Below are 22,339 nucleotides of genomic sequence, written 5' to 3'. Positions count from 1 at the left end.
GCGAATCCACCGCATCCGCCGCCGAACCCGCCTGCGCAAACGTCAACACACCAGCAGCCAGAACCACCCCGGCGCCGATCCACGGCACGATCTTCCTCATCAAATTTCTCCGTTCTCAGTCGCGGGGGCCGAAGCGGATGGGGTCCGACCAGTCGATCGCCTTGTGGTCGCGGACGGTGAAGAACAGCAGGGCGCCCGTGCTGTCCTTGGCGAGGATCCCGGCACGGGTCTCCTGGCCCAGAACGATCGGGGTGACGTTGGTGCGGCTCGCCCAGCCGGTTCCGGCGCCGGCGTCGACACCGGGGCCGAACTGGGTGCCGGCCGCGGTGCCCGGGTAGATGTTCACGCCGCCGGTCGACGTGACCACGGTCAGCAGGTCGTCGTAGCCGTCGTCGTTGACGCTGCCGAGGGTGACCTCCTTGCAGCAGCCCCAGCCGGAGCCGTAGACGACTCCGGCGCTGAAGCTGCCACCCGTGGCGTTGCCCTTGTACAGCAGCAACTGCTGAGTGGAGGACTTCACCACGAGCAGGTCGTCGTACTGGTCGCGGTCCACCTTGCCGATCGCCACGTCACGCAGATCCGTGGACCAGCCCGAACCGATCTGCACCCGCGCGCCGAAGACACCACCGGCGGCGGTGCCCGGGTACAGCCACTGGATGTTGGTGGAGGTCTCGATCACCACCAGGTCGTCGTACGCGTCCCGGTTGACCTTGCCGGCCGCGAACTCCCGCATGACGTTCCAGCCGCTGCCGATCTGCACCCGCGGGCCGAACGTGTTGGCCGCCGTTCCCGGGTGCAGCCACAGCACACCGGCGCTGTCGGTGCCGATGACATCGGTGTACGCGTCCCGGTTGAACTTGCCGGTGACCAGGTTGGTCAGGTCGGACGGCTGCGGCACGTAGATCTTGCCGCTGGGCGGGAACCGGGCCGCCCAGCCGGCGGTCGCGGTGCGCGGGTGCAGCCAGGTACGCCCGGTCGTCGCGTCGACACCGATCAGCCCCTGGATGCCGGTGTCGTCGACGGTGCCCTTGATGAGGTTGGCGGCGTAGTTCCAGCCGGTACCCGCGCCGGCGTCGACACCGGGCCCGAACTGGGTGCCCGCGGCGGTGCCGGGGTAGATCCGCATCGCCCCGGTGGACGTCTCGACGGTCAGCAGGTCGTCGTAGTCGTCGTTGTTGAACTTGCCCACCTGGAGCTGCTTGCAGCAACCCCACCCGGTGCCGTAGACGACCCCGGCGCTGAAGCTGCCACCCGTGGCGTTGCCCTTGTACAGCAGCAACTGCTGGGTGGAGGTCTTCACCACGAGCAGGTCGTCGTACTGGTCGCGGTCCACCTTGCCGATCGCCACGTCACGCAGATCCGTGGACCAGCCCGAACCGATCTGCACCCGCGCGCCGAACACCCCGCCCGTGGCGGTGCCCGGGTACAGCCACTGGATGTTGGTCGACGCCTCGATCACGACCAGGTCGTCGTACGCGTCCCGGTTGACCTTGCCGACCACGAACTCCCGCATCCCGGCCCATCCGGTGCCGATGCGGACGCGGTCGGCGTACGCGTTGCGGGTCCTGGTCCCCGGGTGCAGCCAGAGGTTGCCGGACGCGTCGGCGCCGATCAGGTCCTCGATGCCGTCCCGGTTGAACTCGCCGGTGACCTGCTCGCGCAGTCCGTCGGGCACGGTCGCGACGCCGGCCCGGATCCAATCGGCGAGATCATCGGTACGGGCCTCGAAGGCGCCCTCCCGGGTCTCGCTCTCACCGAGGCACCCGTTCTGCCAGGACGTGTCGCTGATCCCGACCAGCTGGACGCCGGCCTGGGTCTCTCGGAACGCCGGGCCACCCGCGTCACCCTTGCACAGGGTCGCGCCACTGGTGGCGCCACTGACCGCGAACGAGTCGGCGGTCACCGCGCCGACAGTGAAGTCACCGGCGTGCATCCGGGTCGGCACCCAGACGTTGCTGGTCCGGCCGTAGCCGGCGATGCGCAGCGTCTCGCCCTCCTGCGGCGCGCCGCCGTCCAGCGTGACCGGTGTGATGTTCTTGACCGGCGCGGACAGTTCGGCGAGGACGATGTTGCGGCTGGCGTGCGGCGTCAACGACACCACGGACAGCCGGTGCCCGCTCACCGCCGCCAGGTTGGCGCGGCCGAGGACGACAGTGGTCGGCCGGGTCGGCGCACCGGCCGTGACGGCGGTCGTGCCGTCGGCGAAGCAGGACTTCGCCGTGACGATCCATCGGGCGTGCACCAGCGCGCCGGTGCAGCTGCCGATGTCGCCGAAACTCACCTTGGCGACGAACGGCAATGAGCCGTCCGGCACCTCCTGGGCGCCGGCCATCGCCAGCGCCGTGCCTCCGCTGAGGAGGCTCCCGGCGAGGCCCGCCACCAAGGCGGCGGAACCCCACGAACGTATACGTCTGCGCATCTCACTCCCCGTGTCTTCACTGACATGCGACAGCCGAAATCCGGCGGACATCGGCCGGCATCGAACGAATGATAGTGAAGATCCTCAATTGAGCGGGGGTTAACAATCGCGGTCCACCGCACCAACAGGCCGGTCACGGACGGTTCGCCGACCCACCTGAACAGGCAGCCGTCGCTCCGTCGGCGGAACACGCCCGCCCGCGAAAAATTAAGTGATAGCAGTCACATTGTTATGCGTCACTCGATGACGGCCCCTTCGGTGATCCGCTGCGGGCCGGCCCAGGAAGCGCCCTCGTTGATCCAGGCGTCCACCGAACCGGTCCGGTTCACCCGCAGGTAGTCGGCCCGCGCGTCGCCGCCGACCTGGGCGAACCGCACCTGCCCGGGATCGGCCGTGGTGCCCGACGCGACCTGACCCAGCGACGACCAGCCGCCATGCCCGTCACCACCGCGGTTCAGCCAGGCCTGCACCGCGCCACTCGCGGTGAGCAGCAAATAGTCCGCCTTGGCGTCGCCGTCGAAATCGGCCAGCCGGACCCGGCCGGCGTCGGAGGTCACGCCGACCGCGACCTTTCCCAGGTTCGACCAGCCGCCGTAGCCGTCACCGCCCCGGTTCAGGTAGACGGTCACCGCACCGGTCGCCGCGAACAGCAGGTAGTCGGCCCGGCGGTCCCCGTCGAAGTCGGCGAAGCGCACCTGGCCACGATCCGTCGTCAGGCCGAGCGCGACCTGACCGATGTTCGACCAGCCGCCACCCTTGTCGCCGCCCCGGTTCAGGTACACGGTCACCGCGCCGGTCGCACTGAACAGCAGGTAGTCGGCCCTACGATCACCGTCGAAGTCGGCGATCCGGACCCGGCTGCGGTCCGCGGTGAGACCCAGCGCGACCTCGCCGAGAGCGGTCCAACCGTCGTCACCGCCGTTGCGCCAGACCTGTACCGCGCCACCGTCGGCGAGCAGCCAGTAGTCGTCACGCCCGTCACCGTCGAAGTCAGCCCACCGCACCTTGCTCGTGATCTCCGGCGCGCTTCCGGCCGGCGCCGGCGAGGAGGTCACCCCGCCGTCGGCGACCGCCTGCTCCAGCGCGGTGTGGAACGTCTCGCCCATCACGGCGTAACCCGTGTCGGCCGGGTGCAGCTCGTCGAACATCTGATCGGCGGTCACGGCGAAGTCCACGTACCGGATCCGGTCTCCGCTCGCGGCATGGTCCGCAACGATCTGCCGGGCCGCGGTGTTGTACCTGCCGACGGCTTCGGCCAGCCGCGGCGCGGTCGGGAGCAGGCCGCCGAGCACGACGGTGACGCCCGGCCGGGCGGCGAAGATCCGGGAGACCAGGCCCGCAAGGCGGTCCGGCGCATGCTCCTTGTCGTCGCTCCGGTCCAGGTCGTTGATGCCGATGTGCAGGAGTACGACATCCGGCGCGGCCGCGGCCATCCAGGTGTCGATCCTCGTGGCGATCGCGTCGATCAGGTAGCCGCTGTGGCCCTCGTGATCCGGATCCGGCACCGGGCCGCTCCGCTGCGAGCCGGCGAACTCCATCGTGAACGCCGACTGACCGCGCGCCAGATTCCACAGTGGAAGCCGGTATCCGCCACCGGCGCCGCCGACCCCGACCGTGATCGAGTCACCGACCGGCAGCACCCGTAGATGCGGCACGGTCGCGGCGTGGGCCGGGCCGGGAGCGATGAGAACGGCACTGACGAGGGACAACAGGCCGAGTAGGGCCGGGCCTGATCGGAAGATCTTCACGGCGCCCATTAGATCTGCGAGACAGAGCGTGCCGCGACCCCGCTTCGATCGACGCTAAGCATTCACCGCTATGCATATTGTCACCGCGCCTCCGGTGGCGCATGATGCACCGGGGGCATCGAAGATCGTGAAAGTTCATCACGGGGAACGGATCTTTAAATGCGAAACCGATCACGCCCGTTGCGGCGTGCGTCAGTGCTGTCCGGAATCGCCCTGACGGTGGCTCTGGCCGGGAACGCTCCGGCCACAGCGGTCACCGGGGGCACCGATGTGGCAGCGGGAACGCTGCCGTTCGTGGCCCGCCTGGATCTGGGCGCCACCGAACGCTCCTGCACCGGAGTCCTGGTGCATCCACAGGTCGTGCTCACCGCCGCGGCCTGTTTCGCGGGCGCCGACGGCACCGCCCGGACCGGCGCGCCGCCACTGGCCACGAAGGTCACGGTGGGCCGCTCCGACATCACGGCCACCGGCGGCGCCGTCACCTCGGTGACGCGGATCGTGGTGCATCCCACGAAGAACCTCGCGCTGGCCCGCCTGGACACCGCGGTCACCACGATCACTCCGGTCGCGATCGCGTCCGCCGCGCCGGCCGCGGGTGACCTGCTCACTCTCGCCGGCTTCGGGCGTACCGGCGCCGAATGGGTGCCGGGCAGGCTCAAGGCCGCCCAGTTCACGGTCCAGACCGCCGCGACCGCGACGTTCGACGTCGCTCCGAGCGGCTCCTCCGGCGCCGGCATCTGCCGGGGTGACGCCGGTGGTCCCGCGCTGCGGTCGAGCAACGGCGCCTACCAACTGGTGGGCCTGCACCACTCGTCCAACCAGGCGGGCTGCCTGGGTGAGGCGTCCGGCACGCCGGGCGCGACCGAGACCCGGGTCGACACCGAACGGACCTGGGTGACCGACAACCTGCCCGGCTTCGCCAGCGGCCTCGAAGGGACCGACGTCCGCCCGAACTGGCAGAACACCGTCGGCCCCGCCGGCTCGGCCAACGTCGTCGGCGCCTGCTGCTCGCTGACCGCCCCGGAGCTCGGCGTCCGCCCGGAGAGCCCGCACAGCGGGTCGAACACGCTGATGTACTCCGGCAAGGACAACAGCGCCACCCAGTCGTACGCGTACCTCAAGGCCTTCGGTCTGCGGAACACCAAGCTCCGCGCCGGGTCGGTGCTGTCGTACTGGATCTACCCGCAGAGCAGCGCCACCAGCTCGGCCGTGAGCGGATCGAACAGCACCTGCGTGGCCGTCGACCTGGCCTTCGTGGACGGGTCCAACCTGCGTGACAGCGGCGCCCTCGACCAGCGCGGCAACAGCGTCCACCCGGGCGGGCAGTGCGGCAAGCTCACTCTGGACACCTGGAACCAGGTGATCGTCCCGATCGGCACGCTCCGCGCCGGCCGGCAGATCGACACCCTCTCCATCGGGTACGACCAGGCCGTCAACACCGGTGGCTACCGCGGATACGTGGACGACATCCGGATCACCGACGTCCTGGAGTCGCCCCAGTTCACCTCCGGACTGGAGACCGGCGACACCGCTCCGACGTGGACGAACACCGTCTCGGCCGGGTCGCCGGGCGGCGGCGGCGGCGGACTGGCCGGAGTCGGCGGCCTGTGCTGTGCGGTCACGATTCCGGAGCTGGGCCCCCGCACCGAGCTGGCGGCCACCGGGACGAACGCGCTGATGTACTCCGGCAAGGACAACAGCACCACCACCTCGTACGCCTACCTGAAGGCCTTCCAGCTGAACGAGGTGTACATCAAGCCCACGACGAGACTGACCTACCGGATCTTCCCGCAGAGCACGGCCACGAACAGCGCCGTCGGTGGCGCCAACAGCACCTGCATCTCGGTCGACCTGCTCTTCGTCGACCAGTGGGACGCCAAGAAAACCAACATGCGTGACACCACGGAGGCCCTGGACCAGAAGGGCAACCGCGCGCACCCGACGAGCCAGTGCGGCAAGCTCACCATGGACGCCTGGAACGAGGTGACCATCTCGCTGGGCGCGGTGAACGGCAAACAGATCACCGAGTTGGACGTCGGTTACGACCAGCCGCTCAACTCCGGCGGATATCGCGGCTACATCGACGACATCCGCATCACCGAGTAGCGCTGGAAATCGGCCGGGGCCCACCGAGGGGCCCCGGCCGGTTCAGGCCCGGACGCAATTGGCGCCGAGATCCGCGAAAGACGATTCCTCGGGAGTTCCGGGCGCGACACGGCAGAGGCCGAACCGGAAACCGAACGTCCCGAACAGCGACAGAAACGTGTGCGACTCGACCGTCAGGACACCCGCGCCGCACTGGCGGGCCGAGTTGAAGCCCCGGCCGAGCAGGTCGGCGGGGACGTAATAGCGCAGGTAGTAGCACTGCCCGTCGGATTCGGCGACCGAGATGGCGCCGACCACATCCGCGTACCGGCCCCCGGCCACCGACCGGTATTCGAGCGTCCCGATCGCGGTGGCCGCCCCGTTTCCGACCGTCCAGGAGACCGGCGCCGCCTGCGCGGGAACGGAAATGGCGACAGAGGCCAGAACCGCCGCGGCGGCAACGGCGATCCGGGTATTCCACATGCGATTCACTAGCGTTTCCTCTCGGCGTGACCGGCTGGAACCCGACCGTATCGAGATATCCACGCGGAGGAATGCGCTCATCGAAGACTCGAATGACGACGGCCCGCGTCACCACACGGGTGACGCGGGCCGTCGGGGGCGAGACGTCAGCTGGTCTCGCCGGCCACGCTGAACGAGCCCAGCCGGTTGATGGCGGCCAGGGTGCCGAGCACGATGAAGATCGCGCTCATCACGATGGCCGTGGTCAGGCCGATCGTCGACTCCAGGATCGCGGTCGGGGCGATCTTGTCGGCGATGGTGATCACGTACTGACCGATGGCCAGGTTCTTCGTGCCGCTGACGAAGTTACCGAGCAGGCCCTCCCAGACCAGGATGTAGACCAGGCCGACCAGCACCGGGCGACGGCTGAGCAGGCTGAACAGCAGGAACAGCGCGGAGTAGGCGAACGCGCCGACCACACTGGCGACGGCCAGGGCGGCACCGAGTTTGGCCGAGCCGGCCAGGACGCCGGTGACGAAGAGCGGCACGGCCGCGACCACGGCGGTGACCGCGGCGGCCACCGCGTATTTCGCCAGGATGATCTCGTAGCGGGGCAGCGGCTTGGTGAGGATGTGCACGATCGTGCCGTCGTCGACCTCGGAGCCGAGGACGCCGGTGCCGACGATCAGGGCCACCACCGGCAGCACCACGGCCAGGCCCAGGCCGACGATGACCGCCTGGCCCCACATGTCGGGGGTCACACCATACGCCCGGCAGATCGCGGCCAGGCCGATCAGCAACAGTGGCAGGGGCAGGAGCAGCAGGGCTCGCCGGCGGCCGAAGAGGCCACGCGCGGTGATGAAAGCAACCGTGGACATCAGCCCTCCAGCAGGTAGGAGAAGACGCTCTCCAGGGACTCGTCGGACGGCACCACCTGGCGCAGCCGGATGCCCTGGTCGAGAGCGATACGGGGCAGCACGCGGGTGAAGCTGCCGTAGTCGGAGGCCCGCACGGTGAGGCCGTTGGCCTCGATCTCGATGCCGGCGACCGATTTCTCGGCGATCAGCGCGACGGCCAGCCGGCGGTCGTCGGAGCTGCGCACGGCGAAGACGTGCGGCCGGTTGGTCATCAGGCGGCGGATCTTGCGGTAGTCGCCGGAGGCGGCGAGCCGGCCGGCCACGATCACCTGGACCAGCCCGGCGACCTGCTCGACCTCCTCCAGGATGTGCGAGCTGAACAGGATGGTGTGGCCGTTGTCGCCGAGGCGGTGCAGCAGCTCCATCATGTGCATCCGCTGGCGCGGGTCCATGCCGTTGAACGGCTCGTCGAGCAGCAGCACCCGCGGCTCGTGCACCAGTGCCGCGGCGACCCGGGTGCGCTGGCGCATGCCCTTGGAGAAGGTCTCGATGCGGCGCTCGGCGGCACTCGTCATCTCGACCAGCTCGAGCGCGCGCTGGGCGGCGCCGGCCGGGTCGGGCAGTTTCTGCATCTTGGCGCAGGCGGTCACGAACTGGCGGGCGGTGAGGAAGCCGTGCACCGACTCCCGCTCGGTGACCAGGCCCAGGTCGCGGTAGACCGACGGGTTGCGCCAGGTGGGCTTGCCGTCGATGGTCACGGTGCCCCGGGAGGGGGCCAGGAAGCCGGCCATCATGTGCAGCACGGTGGTCTTGCCGGCGCCGTTCGGCCCGAGCAGGCCCGTCACACCGGGGTTCAGCGACATGGAGATGTCGTTGACCGCGACCACGTTGCCGTACCACCGGGAGACGGTGGACAGCTCGACCACGCCTGTGGTGGTCGGTGTCTCGGCCGGGAGCGTCTGGGTGGTCACAGCGAGGCCACCTTCCGGTAGCGGGCCAGCAGGATGAGGAGGCAGGCGGCGATCAGGCAGACCGCCTCGATGCCGTAGATCGGGCCGAACCGGCCGAGCTCGAGGTCGAATCGGCCGCCCATCCACTGCCCGACCCCGGCCAGCAGGGTCATCGGGCTGCCCAGGAAGGCCAGCTGGTTGGCGGTGGTGGAGGGCAGCGAGCTGAGCACGCCGACGATCGGGGTGGTCACCAGGAAGACCGCCACGATCCCGCCGGCCGCGAACGCCTGCTTGCCGGTGAACGAGGCGACCAGCAGGCCGATGGCGGCGAACATCAGCGCCCAGAGCAGGCTGTAGCCCCAGCCGGGCAGCAGGTCGCCGATCTCGTTGAAGACACCCTTGACGCCGTCCTTGGTGGTGAACACCGCGCCGAGGAACATGATGAACTGCGGCACGCCGAGCAGCAGCCAGATCGCGCTGACCATGGCGGCGAACTTGGCCGAGACGTAGTCGGCGGCACGCAGCGGCCGGCTGAAGTACAGCGGCAGGGTGCCGGACCGCAGGTCGCGGGAGACCAGCTGGGGCGCCACGATCGCGGTGAAGAAGATGATCAGGAAGCTCATCTGACCGGCGAACTCGAGGTAGGTGAGCACATCCGCCTCGCCGGTGATCGACCGGACCGCGGCCACGATCACCGCGACCAGCAGCATGATCCCGAAGACCAGCCAGGGGAAGATCTTCGCCTTGGCGGAACGGCCCAGACCATACGCCGCGCGCAGCCCGTGCACGAAGAGCGCCTGCTGCATCGCGAGCCGGCCCAGACGCGGGCCGTCGTAACGCTGGTATCCGATGTCATGGATGACGCCGGCCTCAGACATCGGCCGTCTCCTTCGTGGTGAAGAGCTCGGCGACGCGGTGCCGACGCTGGTCCAGGCGGTGCAGGTTGAGGTCGAGGTCGGTGACGGCGTGCAGGATGCGGTCATACGCCTCGTCCGACTCCATCGGCACGAGCAGCAGCCGGCCCTCACGGGTGACCGCCAGGCCGCGCTCGGCGAGGGCGGTGGCCAGCTCATCCGTGCCGTCGGCGACCTCGACCGCCAGGATGTCGGACGCCTCGGTCATCGAGGAGATCCGGTCGGCGCGCAGCAGCCGGCCGCCCTCGATCGCGATCAGCGAGTCACAGATCCGCTCGACCTCGCCGAGCAGGTGCGAGCAGACGACCACGGAGATGCCGAACTCGTTGCCGATCCGGTGGACCAGGCTGAGCATCGCGTCGCGGCCGGCCGGGTCGAGGCCGTTGGTCGGCTCGTCGAGCAGCAGCAGGTCGGGGTCGTGCACGAGCGCCTGGGCCAGCTTGACCCGCTGCTTCATACCGGTCGAGTAGCCACCGATCTGCCGGTAGCGCTCCTCGTAGAGGCCGACGTGCCGCAGCGCCTCGGAGGCGCGCTCGCGGGCGGTGGTCTTCGGCAGCCCGCTCATCCGGCCCAGATGGGTCACGAACTCGGCGGCCGAGACGTCCGGCGGCAGGCAGTCGTTCTCCGGCATGTAGCCGACGCGGGCGCGGACCTGGTCGGTCTGGGTGACCGGGTCGAGGTTGAAGACCCGGACGCTGCCGCCACTGGGCGGCAGCAATCCGAGCATGATCTTGATGAAGGTGCTCTTGCCGGCGCCGTTGGCGCCGACCAGTCCGATGACGCCGGCATCGACGGCGACGGTCAGGTCCGCGAGGGCGGTCACCCCGCCGCCGTACGTCTTGGTCAGCCCGTCCGTAACGATGATGGTCACGGGCTCAGCCTAGGAAGTCGCCGCACGGATATGGATCCGGAAATCCCCTGAGGGGCACTCAGGGTTTCTCAGCCCGCTCTCAGCTTGAGGTGTCGCTCAGCTCAGCGAGACCTGGAAGACCGGGAGCTTGCCGAGCCGACGGTACTCGCGCAGCGCGTCGGGGGTGCTGTCCACCGACGAGTCCTGGCCCTTGTGGTTGGCCGGGGTCTCGAAGTGCACCATCGCCTTGATCTTCGGGAACCGGCTGATCTGCTCGCCGACCTCACGATAGAACTCGGCCATGTGGTCCGGGTTGCGCTTGGAGAACCAGACACCCCACTCGGCCACCATGAGCGGCTTCCCGGGGTGCCGGCGGGTCACCCAGTTGTAGAAGCCGGGCCAGTGCGGTTTGCTCGCCGACCGGCGGTTGAGCAGTTCGTCGAAGTCGCCGTGGCCGTATCCGGGGTCGCTGTAGGAGTAGGTGTCGAAGCCGATCCAGTCGACGACGTCGTTGCCCGGGTACATGTGCTGGAACCAGCTCTTGGTGGTGTGCGGGACGTACGCCATGTGTACGAGAACGGTCACCACGTTGTAGGCGCCCTTGGCTCGCAGCCGCTTCACCACGTGCCGGAACATGGCCGCGTAGTCGCGCGCGGTGTAGCCCGAGCCGGCCTGCTCGCGTACCTGGTCCTCGGCCTCGTGGTGGATCGCGAAGAAGAACTTCTCCCGGTAGTTCTGCCGGATGTGGGCGGCGAGCCGGTCCAGGAACTCGTCGGTGGCCCGGTCGCCGCGGGCGATCTGGGCCCAGGTGGCGCTCTCCGGCTTCCAGTTGAGCAGCAGGATGCGCTTGTGGCCGGGTTCCCGGGAGATGGCGATCTCCTGCTTGGTCGGGAACACCTGCCGGACACCGCGGTGGTAGGCGTGGAAGATCGCCTGGTGCCGGCCGGTCTTGCGCTCGAACTCGGCGAGCGCCTGCACGCCACGGGCCTCGGTACGCGCGCCGGGCGCCACCCCCCACAGGATGCCGCAGGTCGGGACCAGCCTCGACGCGGTGCGGCAGGTCCGCGCGGCGGCGGGCGGGGCCGGGCGGTCGACGGTCCGGGCGGCGCCGTTGCCGGTGGCCGTGGGCGGCGGGGTCCAGCTCGGCGTGACGGTGGCCCGGACCGGCGGCGGTGGCACGGCGGCGGTGGTGGCGGGCGGCGGGGCCGGGGTCCCGCTCGGGGTGACGACGGCACGCGCGGGCCGCCTCGGTGCGGTCCGTGCCGGCGGGCTGGAGACGGCCGGTTCGATGCGGGCGGGTGACTCGGGCGGTGCGCCGTGCTGGTCCGGTCCTCCGGCGTACGCCCAGGTCAGCGTCGCCGTCGTCGACATGGTGAAGGCCGTGGTCAGCGCGACTAGTTGCAGGGACTTTCTCACAAGCGCCGAGTATCAAAGGATCACGGCGCAATGTCCAGTAACATCATGATTTAAACCCGAAAAGGATGTTTGCTGGCTTTCATCCTTACCGGGGAAAGATCAGGATTGGACTGAGATCCCGACTCGACCGGTTCGACAGCGCCTGGGAAACTGTCCCCCAAACAGCTTCAGGGGGATTCGAAGTGAATGGTTCGGTACTGCCCGAGGACGTCCTCCGGGACGCGCCCTCCTTCACCCCGCGCCCCTATGAGCTGGCCGACCTCGAGCTTCTGCTCTCCGGCGCCTACGCTCCGCTGACCGGCTTCCTGGGCCGCACCGACCTGGCGGCGCTGGCCCGGCGCGGCCGGCTCGCCGACGGCACGCCGTGGCCGGTCCCGGTGACGTGCGAGATCCCCGGTGAGGTGGCGTCCGCACTGGACCCGGCCGACCCCGGTCGCCGCACCCTGGTGCTGACCGACATGGAGGGTGCGCCGGTCGCCGCGATCGAGGTCACCGACGTGTGGCCGACCGGGGAGAACAGGTTCGGCATCGGCGGGCCGGTGCGGCGCATGGGCGACGGCGGGCACGGCCCGTTCCAGCGGCTGCGGCGCACACCGGAGGAGGTCCGGGCGCTGATCCCGCCGGGCCGGGTGCTGGGCGTCATCGCCGACCGGCCACTGCACCGGCCGCAACTGGCACAGATCGCGCACGCCGCCCGTACCCTCGCGGCTCATCTCTTGATCTTGATCCCGGTCAGCGGACCGGGACCGGACGGCCTGCCGCCGGAGTCGCTGGTCCGCTCGATCTTCGCGGCGCGCGACCGGATGCCGCCGGCGACCGTGGTCGCCGTGCCGCTGCTGACCCGCGGCGACGAGATGCGCGACGCGCTGCTGCGCGCCCGGGTGGCGGCCGCCTACGGGGTGAGCCACGTGCTGTCCACAGGGGACACGCTCTCCGGCGCCGGCCTGCGGGTGCTGGTGCCGCGTGAGCTGGCCTACGACAACCGCGACGGGCAGTGGCGCTGGCGTGACGACATCCCGCCGCGCAACCGCCGCCTGGCGATGAGCCCGGCCGAGATCGACGATCTGCTGGACCGGGGATTCCCGCTACCCGAGTGGCACACCCCGCCGGCGGTGGCCAAGGAGCTGTCCCGGGTGCGGCCGCCGCGCCGGCACCGGGGTCTGGTGGTCTTCTTCACCGGCCTGTCCGGCTCCGGCAAGTCGACCATCGCCCGCAACCTGGCCGACGCCATGCGGGAGAACGGGGAGCGCACCATCACCCTGCTCGACGGTGACGTGGTGCGCCGGGAGCTGACCGCCGGACTGGGCTTCAGCAAGTCCGACCGGGATCGCAACGTGCGCCGGATCGCCTGGGTGGCGGCCGAGGTGGGCCGGCACCGGGGCATGGCGGTGGCCTGCCCGATCGCGCCCTACGAGGCGGCCCGTGCGGCGGCCCGGCGGATGGCGGTCGAGGCCGGCGCGGGGTTCGTGCTGGTGCACGTGGCCACGCCGCTGGAGGTGTGCGAGAGCCGCGACCGCAAGGGGCTGTACGCACGGGCGCGAGCCGGCCAGTTGCGCGGGATGACGGGCATCGACGATCCGTACGAGGAGCCGACCGATGCCGAGCTGACCATCGACACCACCACGATGACGGTTCCGGAGGCGGTCGAGATGGTGCTCAGTCACCTGGTCGAGAACGGTTGGGTGGAGCCCAAAATGGGATAAACCCATCACTTGCGGCGGGAGTGTGGCGTTAGCCCTTGGGGCGAAACGCCCAAACCGACACTCTCTTCCCGGAAGGGCCGCCGAAGACTGATGGAACCGTCTCGCCCCTCGTCCGATCTCTCGCACTACCTCGGTGCGTTCCGCCGTCACTGGTGGATCGCCCTGGTGGCCACGGGTGCCGGCCTGGGCGGCGGCGCGGTCCTGACGCAGGCCATGCCCAAGGTGTACGAGTCGTCCGCGTCCGTGCTGGTGGAGTCGGTCAGCCAGGACACCAACGCCGAGGGCGGGCGCACCAAGGGCACCGTCAACCTGGACACCGAGGCACAACTCGTCGGGTCCGGAGCGGTCGCGGTGAAGGCGACCACCCTCCTGCGCAGCGACCTCCCGCCGGTCGAACTGGCCAAATCGGTCTCGGTGCAGGTCCCGGCGAACACCACGGTGCTGGTGATCACCTTCAAGGCGGACGACCCGCGGGCCGCACAGGCCGGATCGCACGCGTTCGCCGAGGCGTACCTGCGCAACCGGGAGGAGACCGCACGCTCCCAGTTGGACAAACGGATCCGCTCGCTCAACCTCAAGGTCCGGCAGCTGACCACGATGCTGGCCGGGATCAACGCGAAACTGGCCGCCGCGGCCAAGGGCAGCTCCGCGGAAGGCAACCTGCAGAGCCTGCGCAACAACTCGCAGAACCAGCTCAACTCGCTGACCGGGCGCCTCAACGAGCTGACCACCACGATGGTCGGCGGCGGCAGCATCATCAGCGACTCGCGCCTGCCCGAGGAGCCGACCAGCCCCAACGCGTGGCTCAACATCGGCACCGGCGGCATGCTCGGGCTGCTGCTCGGGCTCGGGCTGGCCTACCTGCGGGAACGGTTCGACAGGCGGCTGGTCACCCCGAGCGACGTCCGCGACCGGGGCCGGGTGCCGGTGCTGGCCGCCCTCGACGACCGCAGCACCCCGCACTTCGACGACGTGCTCCAGCCGTACGGGCCGGGTGGCCGGGTCTTCAACCGGCTGCGCAACGAGGTGCTGGCCTCCCTCCACGAGGGCGACCAGATCATCGTGGTCACCGGGATCAGCCGTGGCTCGGCGAGCACGCTGGTCGCGGCGAACCTGGCGGCGGCGCTGGCCCGTACCGGCAGTGATGTGACGCTGATCGGCGCGCACCTGCCGGACAGCGTGATCGACACCGCGCCGCTGGCCCGGATGTTCGGGGTCTCCGCCCTGCCCGGCCTCTCCGACCTGCTGGCCGGCCGGGTGAGTCTGTCCGGGACCCTGCAACGCGCCCCGCGCATCCCGTCGCTGCGGGTGATCACGACCGGGGGCGCGGCCACCGCGGCCGGGCTGATGCAGTCGCAGCGGCTCAAGGACACCCTCCAGACGCTGCGCGAACAGGGTGGGTACGTGGTCATCGAGGCGCCGTCGACGAGCAGCAGCGCCGACGCGCAGAGCCTGGCCAGCCTGGCCGACGCGGCGATCCTCGCGGTCGAGCTGCGCCGGTCCAAGCGGCCCGCCCTGATCGACGCGGCCGAGCAGCTGAGCCGGGTCGGCACGAAACTGCTCGGTACCGTGGTGCTGCCGCGGCTCGCCCCGATCCAGCCGGGTGACCTGGCGGCGCCCGCGGTGGCGTTGCCGGTGCCGGACGACTCGCTCCCGGTGCCCGACGAGACGGAGACGTCCGAGGTGCCGGACGGCCCGACGCAGGCGCTGCCCTACGCCGGGCGGCAGCGGCCGGGCGGCGAGGACGACGCCGAACCCGTCTCGGTCACCGACCTCGCCGGCGCCGGCGCCACGGAGGGCGACGACAAGTGACCGCGGTCGCGGCGGCAGCGCACGCCGGGCCCGCTCCGCGAACCGTCAAGAACCGCTCGCTGCCGTCCTGGCCGGTGGCCGGCACCCTGCTGCTCTATCCACTGTGGTGGGCGCTCGGCCTGGGTGTGCTGATCTTCCCGATGACCGCGGCGGCGATGCTGTTCCTGCTGATCCGCCGGCGGGCGGCGGGCCGGCCGGTGCGGATGCCACCAGGCTTCGCCTGGTGGGCGATCTTCCTGGCCGCGGTGGTGGTGAGCATCGCCGCGCTGGGCGCGGACCCGGCGGGCACGGTGCCGGAACGTGCCACCGAGCGGTTGGTCGCGGTCGTCTACAAGCTTTCGATGTACGGGTCGCTGACCGTTCTGCTGATCTACGCCGGCAACCTGACCGAGGCCGAACTCTCCCGTCGCCGCCTGGTCCGGTTGCTCGCCGGCATGTTCGTGCTGACCGTGGCGGGCGGGCTGCTCGGCATGGTGGCCGGAAACTTCGAGTTCACGTCGCCGGTGGAGTGGCTGCTGCCGTCCGGGGTGCGTGACAAGGGTTTCGTGCGGTCGCTGGTGCACCCGTACGCCGCGCAGATCATGGACCTGGTCGGCGGGGAGAAACCACGCCCGGCCGCGCCGTGGGGCTACACCAACACCTGGGGCAACAACTTCTGCCTGCTCGCTCCGTGGCTGGTGGTGGCCGCCTGGTGGAGTCGCGGTTCCGGACGGAAGCTGCTGGCCGTGCTCTGCCTGGCGGTCTCGGTGCTCCCGGCGGTGGCGTCGCTGAACCGGGGCCTGTGGATCGGGATCGGCCTGCTGATCGGCTACGTGGCGGTCCGGTACGTGCTGGCCGGTCGACTGTGGATCCTGGCCGCCCTGCCGCTGGCGTCGGCCGCGCTGGCGATGGCCATGATCGCCACCCCGCTCGGCGACACCGTGCAGGCCCGGCTGGACAACGGCAAGTCCAACGGGGTCCGCTCGTTCCTGATCGACAAGGCGCTCGACGGTTTCATCGGTTCACCGGTGATCGGCTACGGCGGCACCCGCAACACCCTCGGCGGGCGCAACTCGATCACCGTCGGCGAGAGTGCCGGCTGTGAACGCTGCGGCAACTTCACGGTCGGCGGCAACGGGCAGTTCTGGCAGCTGATCTATGCGCACGGCGCGGCCGGCGCGATCGGCTATCTCGGATTCTTCGGGTACGGGCTGTGGCGGTTCCGCCGTGACCGGAGCCCGATCGGGATCGCCGGGAGCGCGGCGCTGGTGACCTCGTTCTCGGCGATGCTCTGGTACAACTCGCTGGTCACCCCTCTGGCCTTCATGGTTCTGGCATACGCGCTGCTCTGGCGTAACGCGACAGATGGGGAGAACACATGAGCCCGGTGAAGACCGCGCCCGCGGCGCTGACCGCTGGAGACGCCGCCCTCCGTGCCCAGTACCTCTCCGAGGTGCTCGCCCAGCTCTACCCGGAGCCGTGCCGGACGGACGGAACGCCCGGGCCGCTGGTGGCCGAGTATCTGGTGGTCCCGCACCTGCGCCGGCCCCGTCTGCTGGTCCCGACGCTCTCCCCCCAGGTCGCCGCGGCCGCCGTCCGCCGCTACGCGGAACCGCAGTCCCGGATGGCCCGGCTGAAACGGGACGCCGTCGTCGCGGCCGTTCACGCTCGCGCCACCGGGCTGCTCTTCCGGGACCGGATCCGGGTGACCGGCCCGGTGTCGGCGGGCATCGACGGGTACCTGAGCGACGCGCTGCGCCGCGACCTGGCGGTGAGCATCCACATCGGCCCGGCCCGGGCCAACCGCAAGCCGGTGCTCCAGCTGCTCAGCCCGGACGGCGACACCTTCGCCTTCGGCAAACTGGGCACCGGGCCACTGACCCGCAGCCTGGTCAAGTCGGAGACGGCGGCGCTGACCGCGCTGTCCGGCAGCGGGCTGACCAAGCTGACCGTGCCGCGGGTGCTGCACGCCGGGACCTGGCGGGGCATGCAGGTGCTGGTCCAGTCGGCGTTGCCGGTCTGGCTGCCCCGGGCCCCGCTCGCCCCGCGCCGGCTGACCGCGGCCATGGTCGACATCGCGAACTGCTGCGGCATCACCACCGGCCCACTGACCGGCAGCGGGTACTGGCACGAGCTGCGCGCCCGGCTGGCCACGGTCGCCGACCGGCCGGAGGGTTCCGGGCTGGCCGCCGCGGTCGACGTGCTGGCCGCGCACAGCGGGGAGACCGCGCTGCGGTACGGCGCCTGGCACGGCGACTGGGCCCCGTGGAACATGGCGAACCTCACCGACACGCTGCTCGTCTGGGACTGGGAACGGTTCGCCGTCGGAGTGCCGCTCGGCTTCGACGCCGTCCACCACGAGCTACAGAAGCGCATCCAGTCCACCGGCGACGCCCGGGCCGCCGTGGAGGCGACTGTGCACCGGGCCGACGAGCTGCTCGCCCCGTTCGGGGTGGCGCCGGTGGCCCGCGAGATCACCGCCCTGCTCTACCTGGTCGACCTCGCAGTTCGTTATCTGACCGACAAGCAGGCCGAGGCGGGCGCCCGGCTGGGCGTGCTCGGGACCTGGCTGTTGCCGGTGCTGATCCGGCGCGTTGAGGAGCTCTAGACCATGCATGTTCGCAACCTGCCGGCGCCGGTGAAGCGCGTCGTGCACCTGGGCTCCCGCTCGTACGGGCGGCTCACCGCGGAGAGCCGGATGCTGCCGTCGTTCCTGATCTGCGGCGGGCAGCGCTGTGGGACCACGTCGCTGTACCGGGCGATGGCCGGGCACCCGGTGGTGCTCAAGGCGGTCCTGCACAAGGGCGTGCACTACTTCGACACGTCCTACCGGCGGGGACCCGACTGGTACCGCGGGCACTTCCCGACCCTGCGCAGCGCGGAACGGATCGCCGAGAAGCACGGGGTACGCGCGCAGACCTTCGAGTCCAGCCCGTACTACATGTACCACCCGCAGGCGGCCGCCCGGATCGCGAGCGACCTGCCGTACGCCAAGCTGGTGGTCCTGGTCCGGGACCCGGTGGAACGGGCCTACTCGCAGCACCACCACGAGGTGGCCCGGGGTTACGAGACCGAACCCGATTTCGGGTCGGCGCTCACCCTGGAGCCGGCCCGGCTGCACCGCCAGGAGGTCCGGCTCGCCCTCGACCCCACCTACTACAGCTTCGCCCACCAGCATCACGCCTACCGGGCCCGTGGCGAGTACGCCCGCTACCTGAGCGTGATGGCCCAGCACGTCGGGCGGGAACGCATCCACGTGGTGGAGAGCGAACGGTTCTTCACCGAGCCGGAGGACGTCTACGACGAGGTGTGCCGGTTCCTCGGGCTGCCGTCCGGGCTCCCGCGCCCGAAGTTCGAGCAGCACAACGCCCGGCCCCGGGAGTCCGACATGGATCCCGGGCTACGCCGTGACCTGCGGGACTACTACAAGTCGCACGACGAGGCGCTGGCCGGGTGGCTGGGGCACACCCCGGTGTGGCGCCGCACGTGACGGCGGCCACCACCACGGCGGATCCGGAGCCGGCCGCCCGCGGCGCGGCCCGGGGCGGTCTGGCCAACATGGCCGGTTCGGCGCTCGCCGGTGGCGCCGGGGTGCTGGTCACGTGGATCGTGGCGCGCGCGCTCGGCCCTGAACAGGCGGGCGCGTTCTTCGCCGCTACCGCCGCGTTCGTGCTCGTCGGCGGGCTGTCCAAACTGGGCACCGGCACCGGCCTGGTCTACTGGCCGGCCCGGCTGCGGGCCACCGGCCAGGATCATCTGCTGGGCCCCTGCCTGCGGGCCGGCCTGCCTCCGGTGATCGTGTGCTCGCTGGTCCTGGCGGTGGCGATGTGGCTGGCCGCGCCGTGGATCGCGCACCTCACCGCCGGGGAGTCGCCGCAGCTGATCGCGGATCACACCACCGGACTGCGGGTGCTCGCGGTCTTCGTGCCGTTTCAGGCGCTCACCGATGTGCTGCTGACCGTGACCCGTGGCTACCGCACCATGCGACCGACCGTGCTGCTGGACCGGATCCTGCGCAGCGTGCTGCAACTGGTCGCCGTGTCCGCAGCCGGTGTGGCCGCGTTGTGGGCCGCCGCCTCGCTGCCGGTCTTCGCGTTCGCCTGGGCCGCCCCCTATCTGCCGGTCGTCGTCCTGGCTGGATTGTCGGCGCGTACGGCGTACCGGAAAGGCTTTGTCGCCGGTGCGGTGACCGGAACCGATCGACGGCGGCTGCGCCGGGATTTCTGGATCTTCACCGCTCCGCGGGCGCTGGCCGCGGTCGCGCAGCTCGCCCTGCAACGGGTGGACGTGCTGCTGGTCGCGGCGCTGGGCGGGCTGGCGCCGGCCGCGATCTACGCGGTGGCCGGCCGTTTCGTGGTGCTGATCCAGTTCGCCAACCAGGGTCTGTCGCAGTCGGTGCAGCCGCGGCTGGCCGAGGCGCTGAGCACCGGGGACCAGGCCGCGGCCCGGCGGCTCTACCAGATCGCGACCGGCTGGTTGGTGCTCGTCACCTGGCCGATCTGCCTGCTGGTGATCGCGTTCGCGCCCTGGTATCTGCGGCTGTTCGGCGACGGGTACACCGCCGGCGCGCCGGTGGTGCTGGTGCTGGCCACCGCGATGCTGGTGGCGACCGGCTGCGGCATGGTCGACATGGTGCTCGCGATGGCCGGCCGCACCTCGGCCAACCTCGGCAACGTGCTGATCGCCCTGGCCGTCACGATCGGCCTCGACGTGCTGCTGATCCCGCGCTGGGGCGCGCTCGGCGCCGCGATCGGCCTGGCCGGGGCGATGCTGGTCAACAACCTGCTGCCGCTCGCGCAGGTCTACCGGGGCACCCGGCTGCACCCGTTCGGAACCGGCACCCTCAGCGCGGCCGCGCTGGCGATCGGGTGCTTCGGCTTCGTCGTTCTCGTTCCGGCGGCTGTCGTCGCCGCCGTCCCGGCCTACGCCGCGGGCGCGTGGCTGCTCCGCGGCCCGTTGATGCTCGGCGCGTTCACGATGAGGAATTGCAGGAGGAAGAGTTGACAGGCGACTACACCGAGGTGTTCCAGGACACCGAGGCGGTCGAGAAGTACGAGACCGTGACGTACGCCCCGGACAGCTACGCGTCGCGGATCAACGACCGGCAACGCGACTACCTGCGGGCTCTCGTACGCCGCGAGTTCGTCGAACATCCGCCCGTGCACCACGACTTCGCCTGCGGCACCGGGCGGGCGATCCGCGCGCTGCACGGCCTGGTCCGGGAGGCGCACGGCTACGACACGTCGGCCGAGATGATGACCAAGGCAGCCGAGGTCGGATCGCGCGCCTACTGGCACCGGGTGCCGGGCGAGGGGCCCGTGCCGCTGCCGGTGGCGGCCGGTTTCCCGGCCATCGTGACGATCTTCCGGCTGCTGCTCAACGTGGACGAGGGCATCCGGGACCGGGCGCTGGCTTTCGCCGCGAAGGTTCTGCCGCACCGTGGATCCGGGATGCTGGTGGTGGAGAACCACGGCAACGCCGGATCGCTACGGCATCTGCGCGCCCGGCGGCACAGCGGCGAACGCTGGTTCGCCGAACTGTCGCACACCCAGGTGGAGAAGCTGCTGGCCCGGCACGGGTTCGAGATCGTCGAGCGGCGCGGGTTCTCCATGCTCACTCCGTCGCTGCACGACAACCGGGTGGCGCGGCTCGCGGACGCGGCGGCCCGGCGGGTGCCCGGCAGCGACGGGTACGCGGTGAACGTCCTCTACACGGCCCGGCGTGTCCATGCGTAGGTGGTGCTCGCTGTTCGCGGCGGCGATGATGCTGGCCGCCTGCTCCTCCCCGGCGCCTCCGCCGGCGCCCCCGTCGCCCGATCTGTCCACCCCGCCGCGCGCCGTCGCGGTCAACCCCGGGCCGTTCGAGGCCGGGCCGTACGAGCCGCCCGCGAAGGGCGCCTACTTCGGCGCGTGGATCAAGCCGGACGAGCTGACCCATGTGGGGCGGCTCACCGCGGTCGGCTGGCTGGAGGAGTCGATGGGCCGGCGGCTCGACTTCATCAACACGTACCGCCGCTTCGACCAGCTCATGGGCACCCCGTCGGACCAGGCTTTCCTCGCCGACGGCGCGTCGCTGATGATCAGCTGGGCGACCGGCGACAACCGGTCCATCCTGGCCGGTGAGCACGACGACCTGATCCGGAGACAGGCGGTCGCGATCCGGAAGATCAAGAAGCCGGTGCTGCTGCGGATGCGCTGGGAGATGGACCGGCCCAACCTCCAGGCCACCATGTGGTCCGGCGAGGACTACATCGCGGCCTGGCGGTACGTGCGGAAGAAGTTCCGCGAGCAGCGGGCCGACAACGTGTCCTGGGTGTGGTGCCCGACCGCCGAGGGCTTCATCCGCGGTGACGCGCCGGACTTCTACCCGGGCGACGACCAGGTCGACTGGACGTGCGTCGACGTCTACGCCGGCTTCGAGTTCAAGCCGATCGGGGAGCTGATGGGCCCGTTCCTCGACTGGGCCGCCCAGCGACCGAAACCGATCATCATCGGCGAGTTCGGGGTGGCGAAGGCGTGGGGCACGGAGTCACGGGTCGCCTGGCTCAAGGACGCCGAACGGACCTTCAAGGTGAACCGGCAGATCAAGGCCATCGCCTACTTCGAGTCCGACCCGGAGGGGAACGGGCCCAACCAGCAGTTCCAGCTCAGCGGGGACAAGCGAGCCTTCCGGGCGCTCAAATCGCTGAGCCGGGACCCGTACTTCAATCCCTGATCCTCTCGAGGAACTCCAGCCGGTTTCCGTGACCGTCTGCCGAGTAGAGCCGCCGGTGACCCGGGAAATGTGGATCCCACGCGACCGGGTGGCCGGCGGCCTCCAGCGTCGCGGCCAGCGCGTCCAGGCCGGTGATCAGCACACCCGGGTGCGACTTGCGGGCCGCCGCGAAATCCGGGACCGGGGACAGGTGCACCTCCCAGCCGCCGCCGCGGAACCAGCAGCCACCCCGGGCGGCCAGCACCGGCGGCTTGATGATCTCCGCCATGCCGAGGACCCCGCTGTAGAACGCTCGGGCTTCACCCTCGCCACCCGGCGGGATCAGCAGTTGCACATGATGCAGGTCGTCGATTCGAAACCCCATGACCAAACTTTAACAGTACGGGCGTACGGTTAACCAGCCGCCGAAAAATGTCGTACGTGTGTTCCA

General features: G+C 70.5%; 18 protein-coding genes. 9 read left to right on the top strand and 9 right to left on the bottom strand.

Annotation, left to right across the window (positions count from 1 at the left end; genetic code table 11):
* Positions 1-115 precede the first annotated feature (115 nt).
* Together AB0E94_RS20840 and AB0E94_RS20835 are read right to left on the bottom strand one after the other, a co-directional pair.
* Entirely contained in the window at positions 116-2,419 is a 2,304-nt protein-coding gene (locus tag AB0E94_RS20840; RefSeq protein WP_360328458.1) for a trypsin-like serine protease, read from the bottom strand.
* A gap of 236 nt (positions 2,420-2,655) precedes the next feature.
* Positions 2,656-4,167: an FG-GAP-like repeat-containing protein gene (locus AB0E94_RS20835; protein WP_360328457.1), complete on the bottom strand. Its 1,512-nt coding sequence runs from the start codon at positions 4,165-4,167 to the stop codon at positions 2,656-2,658.
* 159 nt (positions 4,168-4,326) lie between these two features.
* On the opposite strand from AB0E94_RS20835, the gene AB0E94_RS20830 reads away from it, so the two are divergent.
* The gene (locus AB0E94_RS20830) at positions 4,327-6,273 is read left to right on the top strand and encodes a trypsin-like serine protease (protein ID WP_360328455.1); all 1,947 of its coding nucleotides are present in this window, start codon (positions 4,327-4,329) and stop codon (positions 6,271-6,273) included.
* Positions 6,274-6,315: 42 nt separating this feature from the next.
* Here AB0E94_RS20830 and AB0E94_RS20825 read toward each other — a convergent pair whose 3' ends face one another.
* The 6 genes from AB0E94_RS20825 to AB0E94_RS20800 form a co-directional block, all read right to left on the bottom strand.
* Positions 6,316-6,735 (bottom strand): hypothetical protein, encoded by a 420-nt coding sequence (locus AB0E94_RS20825; RefSeq protein WP_360328453.1) that lies wholly within the window; start codon positions 6,733-6,735, stop codon positions 6,316-6,318.
* Between the two features lie 146 nt (positions 6,736-6,881).
* A complete protein-coding gene (locus AB0E94_RS20820; protein WP_360328451.1) occupies positions 6,882-7,592 on the bottom strand; it encodes an ABC transporter permease in 711 nt (236 codons plus the stop codon).
* Positions 7,592-8,542 carry an ABC transporter ATP-binding protein gene (locus tag AB0E94_RS20815; RefSeq protein WP_360328449.1) on the bottom strand — a complete coding sequence of 317 codons (951 nt, stop codon included), beginning with the start codon at positions 8,540-8,542 and terminating at the stop codon, positions 7,592-7,594. The genes AB0E94_RS20820 and AB0E94_RS20815 overlap by 1 nt, the downstream gene beginning before the upstream one ends.
* Positions 8,539-9,399, bottom strand: a complete 861-nt coding sequence (locus tag AB0E94_RS20810; protein WP_360328448.1) for an ABC transporter permease — start codon at positions 9,397-9,399, stop codon at positions 8,539-8,541. Before AB0E94_RS20810 ends, AB0E94_RS20815 begins: the two co-directional genes overlap by 4 nt.
* The gene (locus tag AB0E94_RS20805) at positions 9,392-10,306 is read right to left on the bottom strand and encodes an ABC transporter ATP-binding protein (protein ID WP_360328446.1); all 915 of its coding nucleotides are present in this window, start codon (positions 10,304-10,306) and stop codon (positions 9,392-9,394) included. Before AB0E94_RS20805 ends, AB0E94_RS20810 begins: the two co-directional genes overlap by 8 nt.
* 96 nt (positions 10,307-10,402) lie before the next feature.
* On the bottom strand, positions 10,403-11,701 hold the full coding sequence (locus AB0E94_RS20800) for a glycosyl hydrolase (protein WP_360328445.1): 1,299 nt from the start codon (positions 11,699-11,701) through the stop codon (positions 10,403-10,405).
* Between the two features lie 182 nt (positions 11,702-11,883).
* On the opposite strand from AB0E94_RS20800, the gene cysC reads away from it, so the two are divergent.
* The 8 genes from cysC to AB0E94_RS20760 all read left to right on the top strand — a co-directional run bounded on the left by cysC (position 11,884) and on the right by AB0E94_RS20760 (position 21,909).
* Positions 11,884-13,404, top strand: coding sequence for an adenylyl-sulfate kinase (cysC, locus tag AB0E94_RS20795; RefSeq protein WP_360328443.1), 1,521 nt, complete (start codon positions 11,884-11,886; stop codon positions 13,402-13,404).
* Positions 13,405-13,494: 90 nt separating this feature from the next.
* Entirely contained in the window at positions 13,495-15,216 is a 1,722-nt protein-coding gene (locus tag AB0E94_RS20790) for a Wzz/FepE/Etk N-terminal domain-containing protein (protein ID WP_360328442.1), read from the top strand.
* Positions 15,213-16,577, top strand: a complete 1,365-nt coding sequence (locus AB0E94_RS20785; protein WP_360328440.1) for a hypothetical protein — start codon at positions 15,213-15,215, stop codon at positions 16,575-16,577. The genes AB0E94_RS20790 and AB0E94_RS20785 overlap by 4 nt, the downstream gene beginning before the upstream one ends.
* A complete protein-coding gene (locus tag AB0E94_RS20780; RefSeq protein WP_360328438.1) occupies positions 16,574-17,803 on the top strand; it encodes a hypothetical protein in 1,230 nt (409 codons plus the stop codon). The genes AB0E94_RS20785 and AB0E94_RS20780 overlap by 4 nt, the downstream gene beginning before the upstream one ends.
* A 3-nt stretch (positions 17,804-17,806) precedes the next feature.
* Positions 17,807-18,685, top strand: coding sequence for a sulfotransferase domain-containing protein (locus AB0E94_RS20775; protein ID WP_360328436.1), 879 nt, complete (start codon positions 17,807-17,809; stop codon positions 18,683-18,685).
* Positions 18,649-20,199 (top strand): MATE family efflux transporter, encoded by a 1,551-nt coding sequence (locus AB0E94_RS20770; RefSeq protein WP_360328435.1) that lies wholly within the window; start codon positions 18,649-18,651, stop codon positions 20,197-20,199. Before AB0E94_RS20775 ends, AB0E94_RS20770 begins: the two co-directional genes overlap by 37 nt.
* Entirely contained in the window at positions 20,196-20,930 is a 735-nt protein-coding gene (locus tag AB0E94_RS20765; RefSeq protein WP_360328433.1) for an SAM-dependent methyltransferase, read from the top strand. The genes AB0E94_RS20770 and AB0E94_RS20765 overlap by 4 nt, the downstream gene beginning before the upstream one ends.
* A complete protein-coding gene (locus AB0E94_RS20760) occupies positions 20,923-21,909 on the top strand; it encodes a glycosyl hydrolase (protein ID WP_360328468.1) in 987 nt (328 codons plus the stop codon). The genes AB0E94_RS20765 and AB0E94_RS20760 overlap by 8 nt, the downstream gene beginning before the upstream one ends.
* On the opposite strand, the gene AB0E94_RS20755 is transcribed toward AB0E94_RS20760, so the two are convergent.
* Positions 21,899-22,273 (bottom strand): glyoxalase, encoded by a 375-nt coding sequence (locus AB0E94_RS20755; protein WP_360328431.1) that lies wholly within the window; start codon positions 22,271-22,273, stop codon positions 21,899-21,901. The genes AB0E94_RS20760 and AB0E94_RS20755 overlap by 11 nt on opposite strands.
* Positions 22,274-22,339 lie beyond the last annotated feature (66 nt).

It is taken from the genome of Actinoplanes sp. NPDC026670 (genome assembly GCF_040638175.1).
Classification (GTDB): domain Bacteria; phylum Actinomycetota; class Actinomycetes; order Mycobacteriales; family Micromonosporaceae; genus Actinoplanes.
The sequence above is the reverse complement of the archived record's forward strand: the minus strand, read 5'-3'. Positions and strand labels throughout refer to the sequence as shown.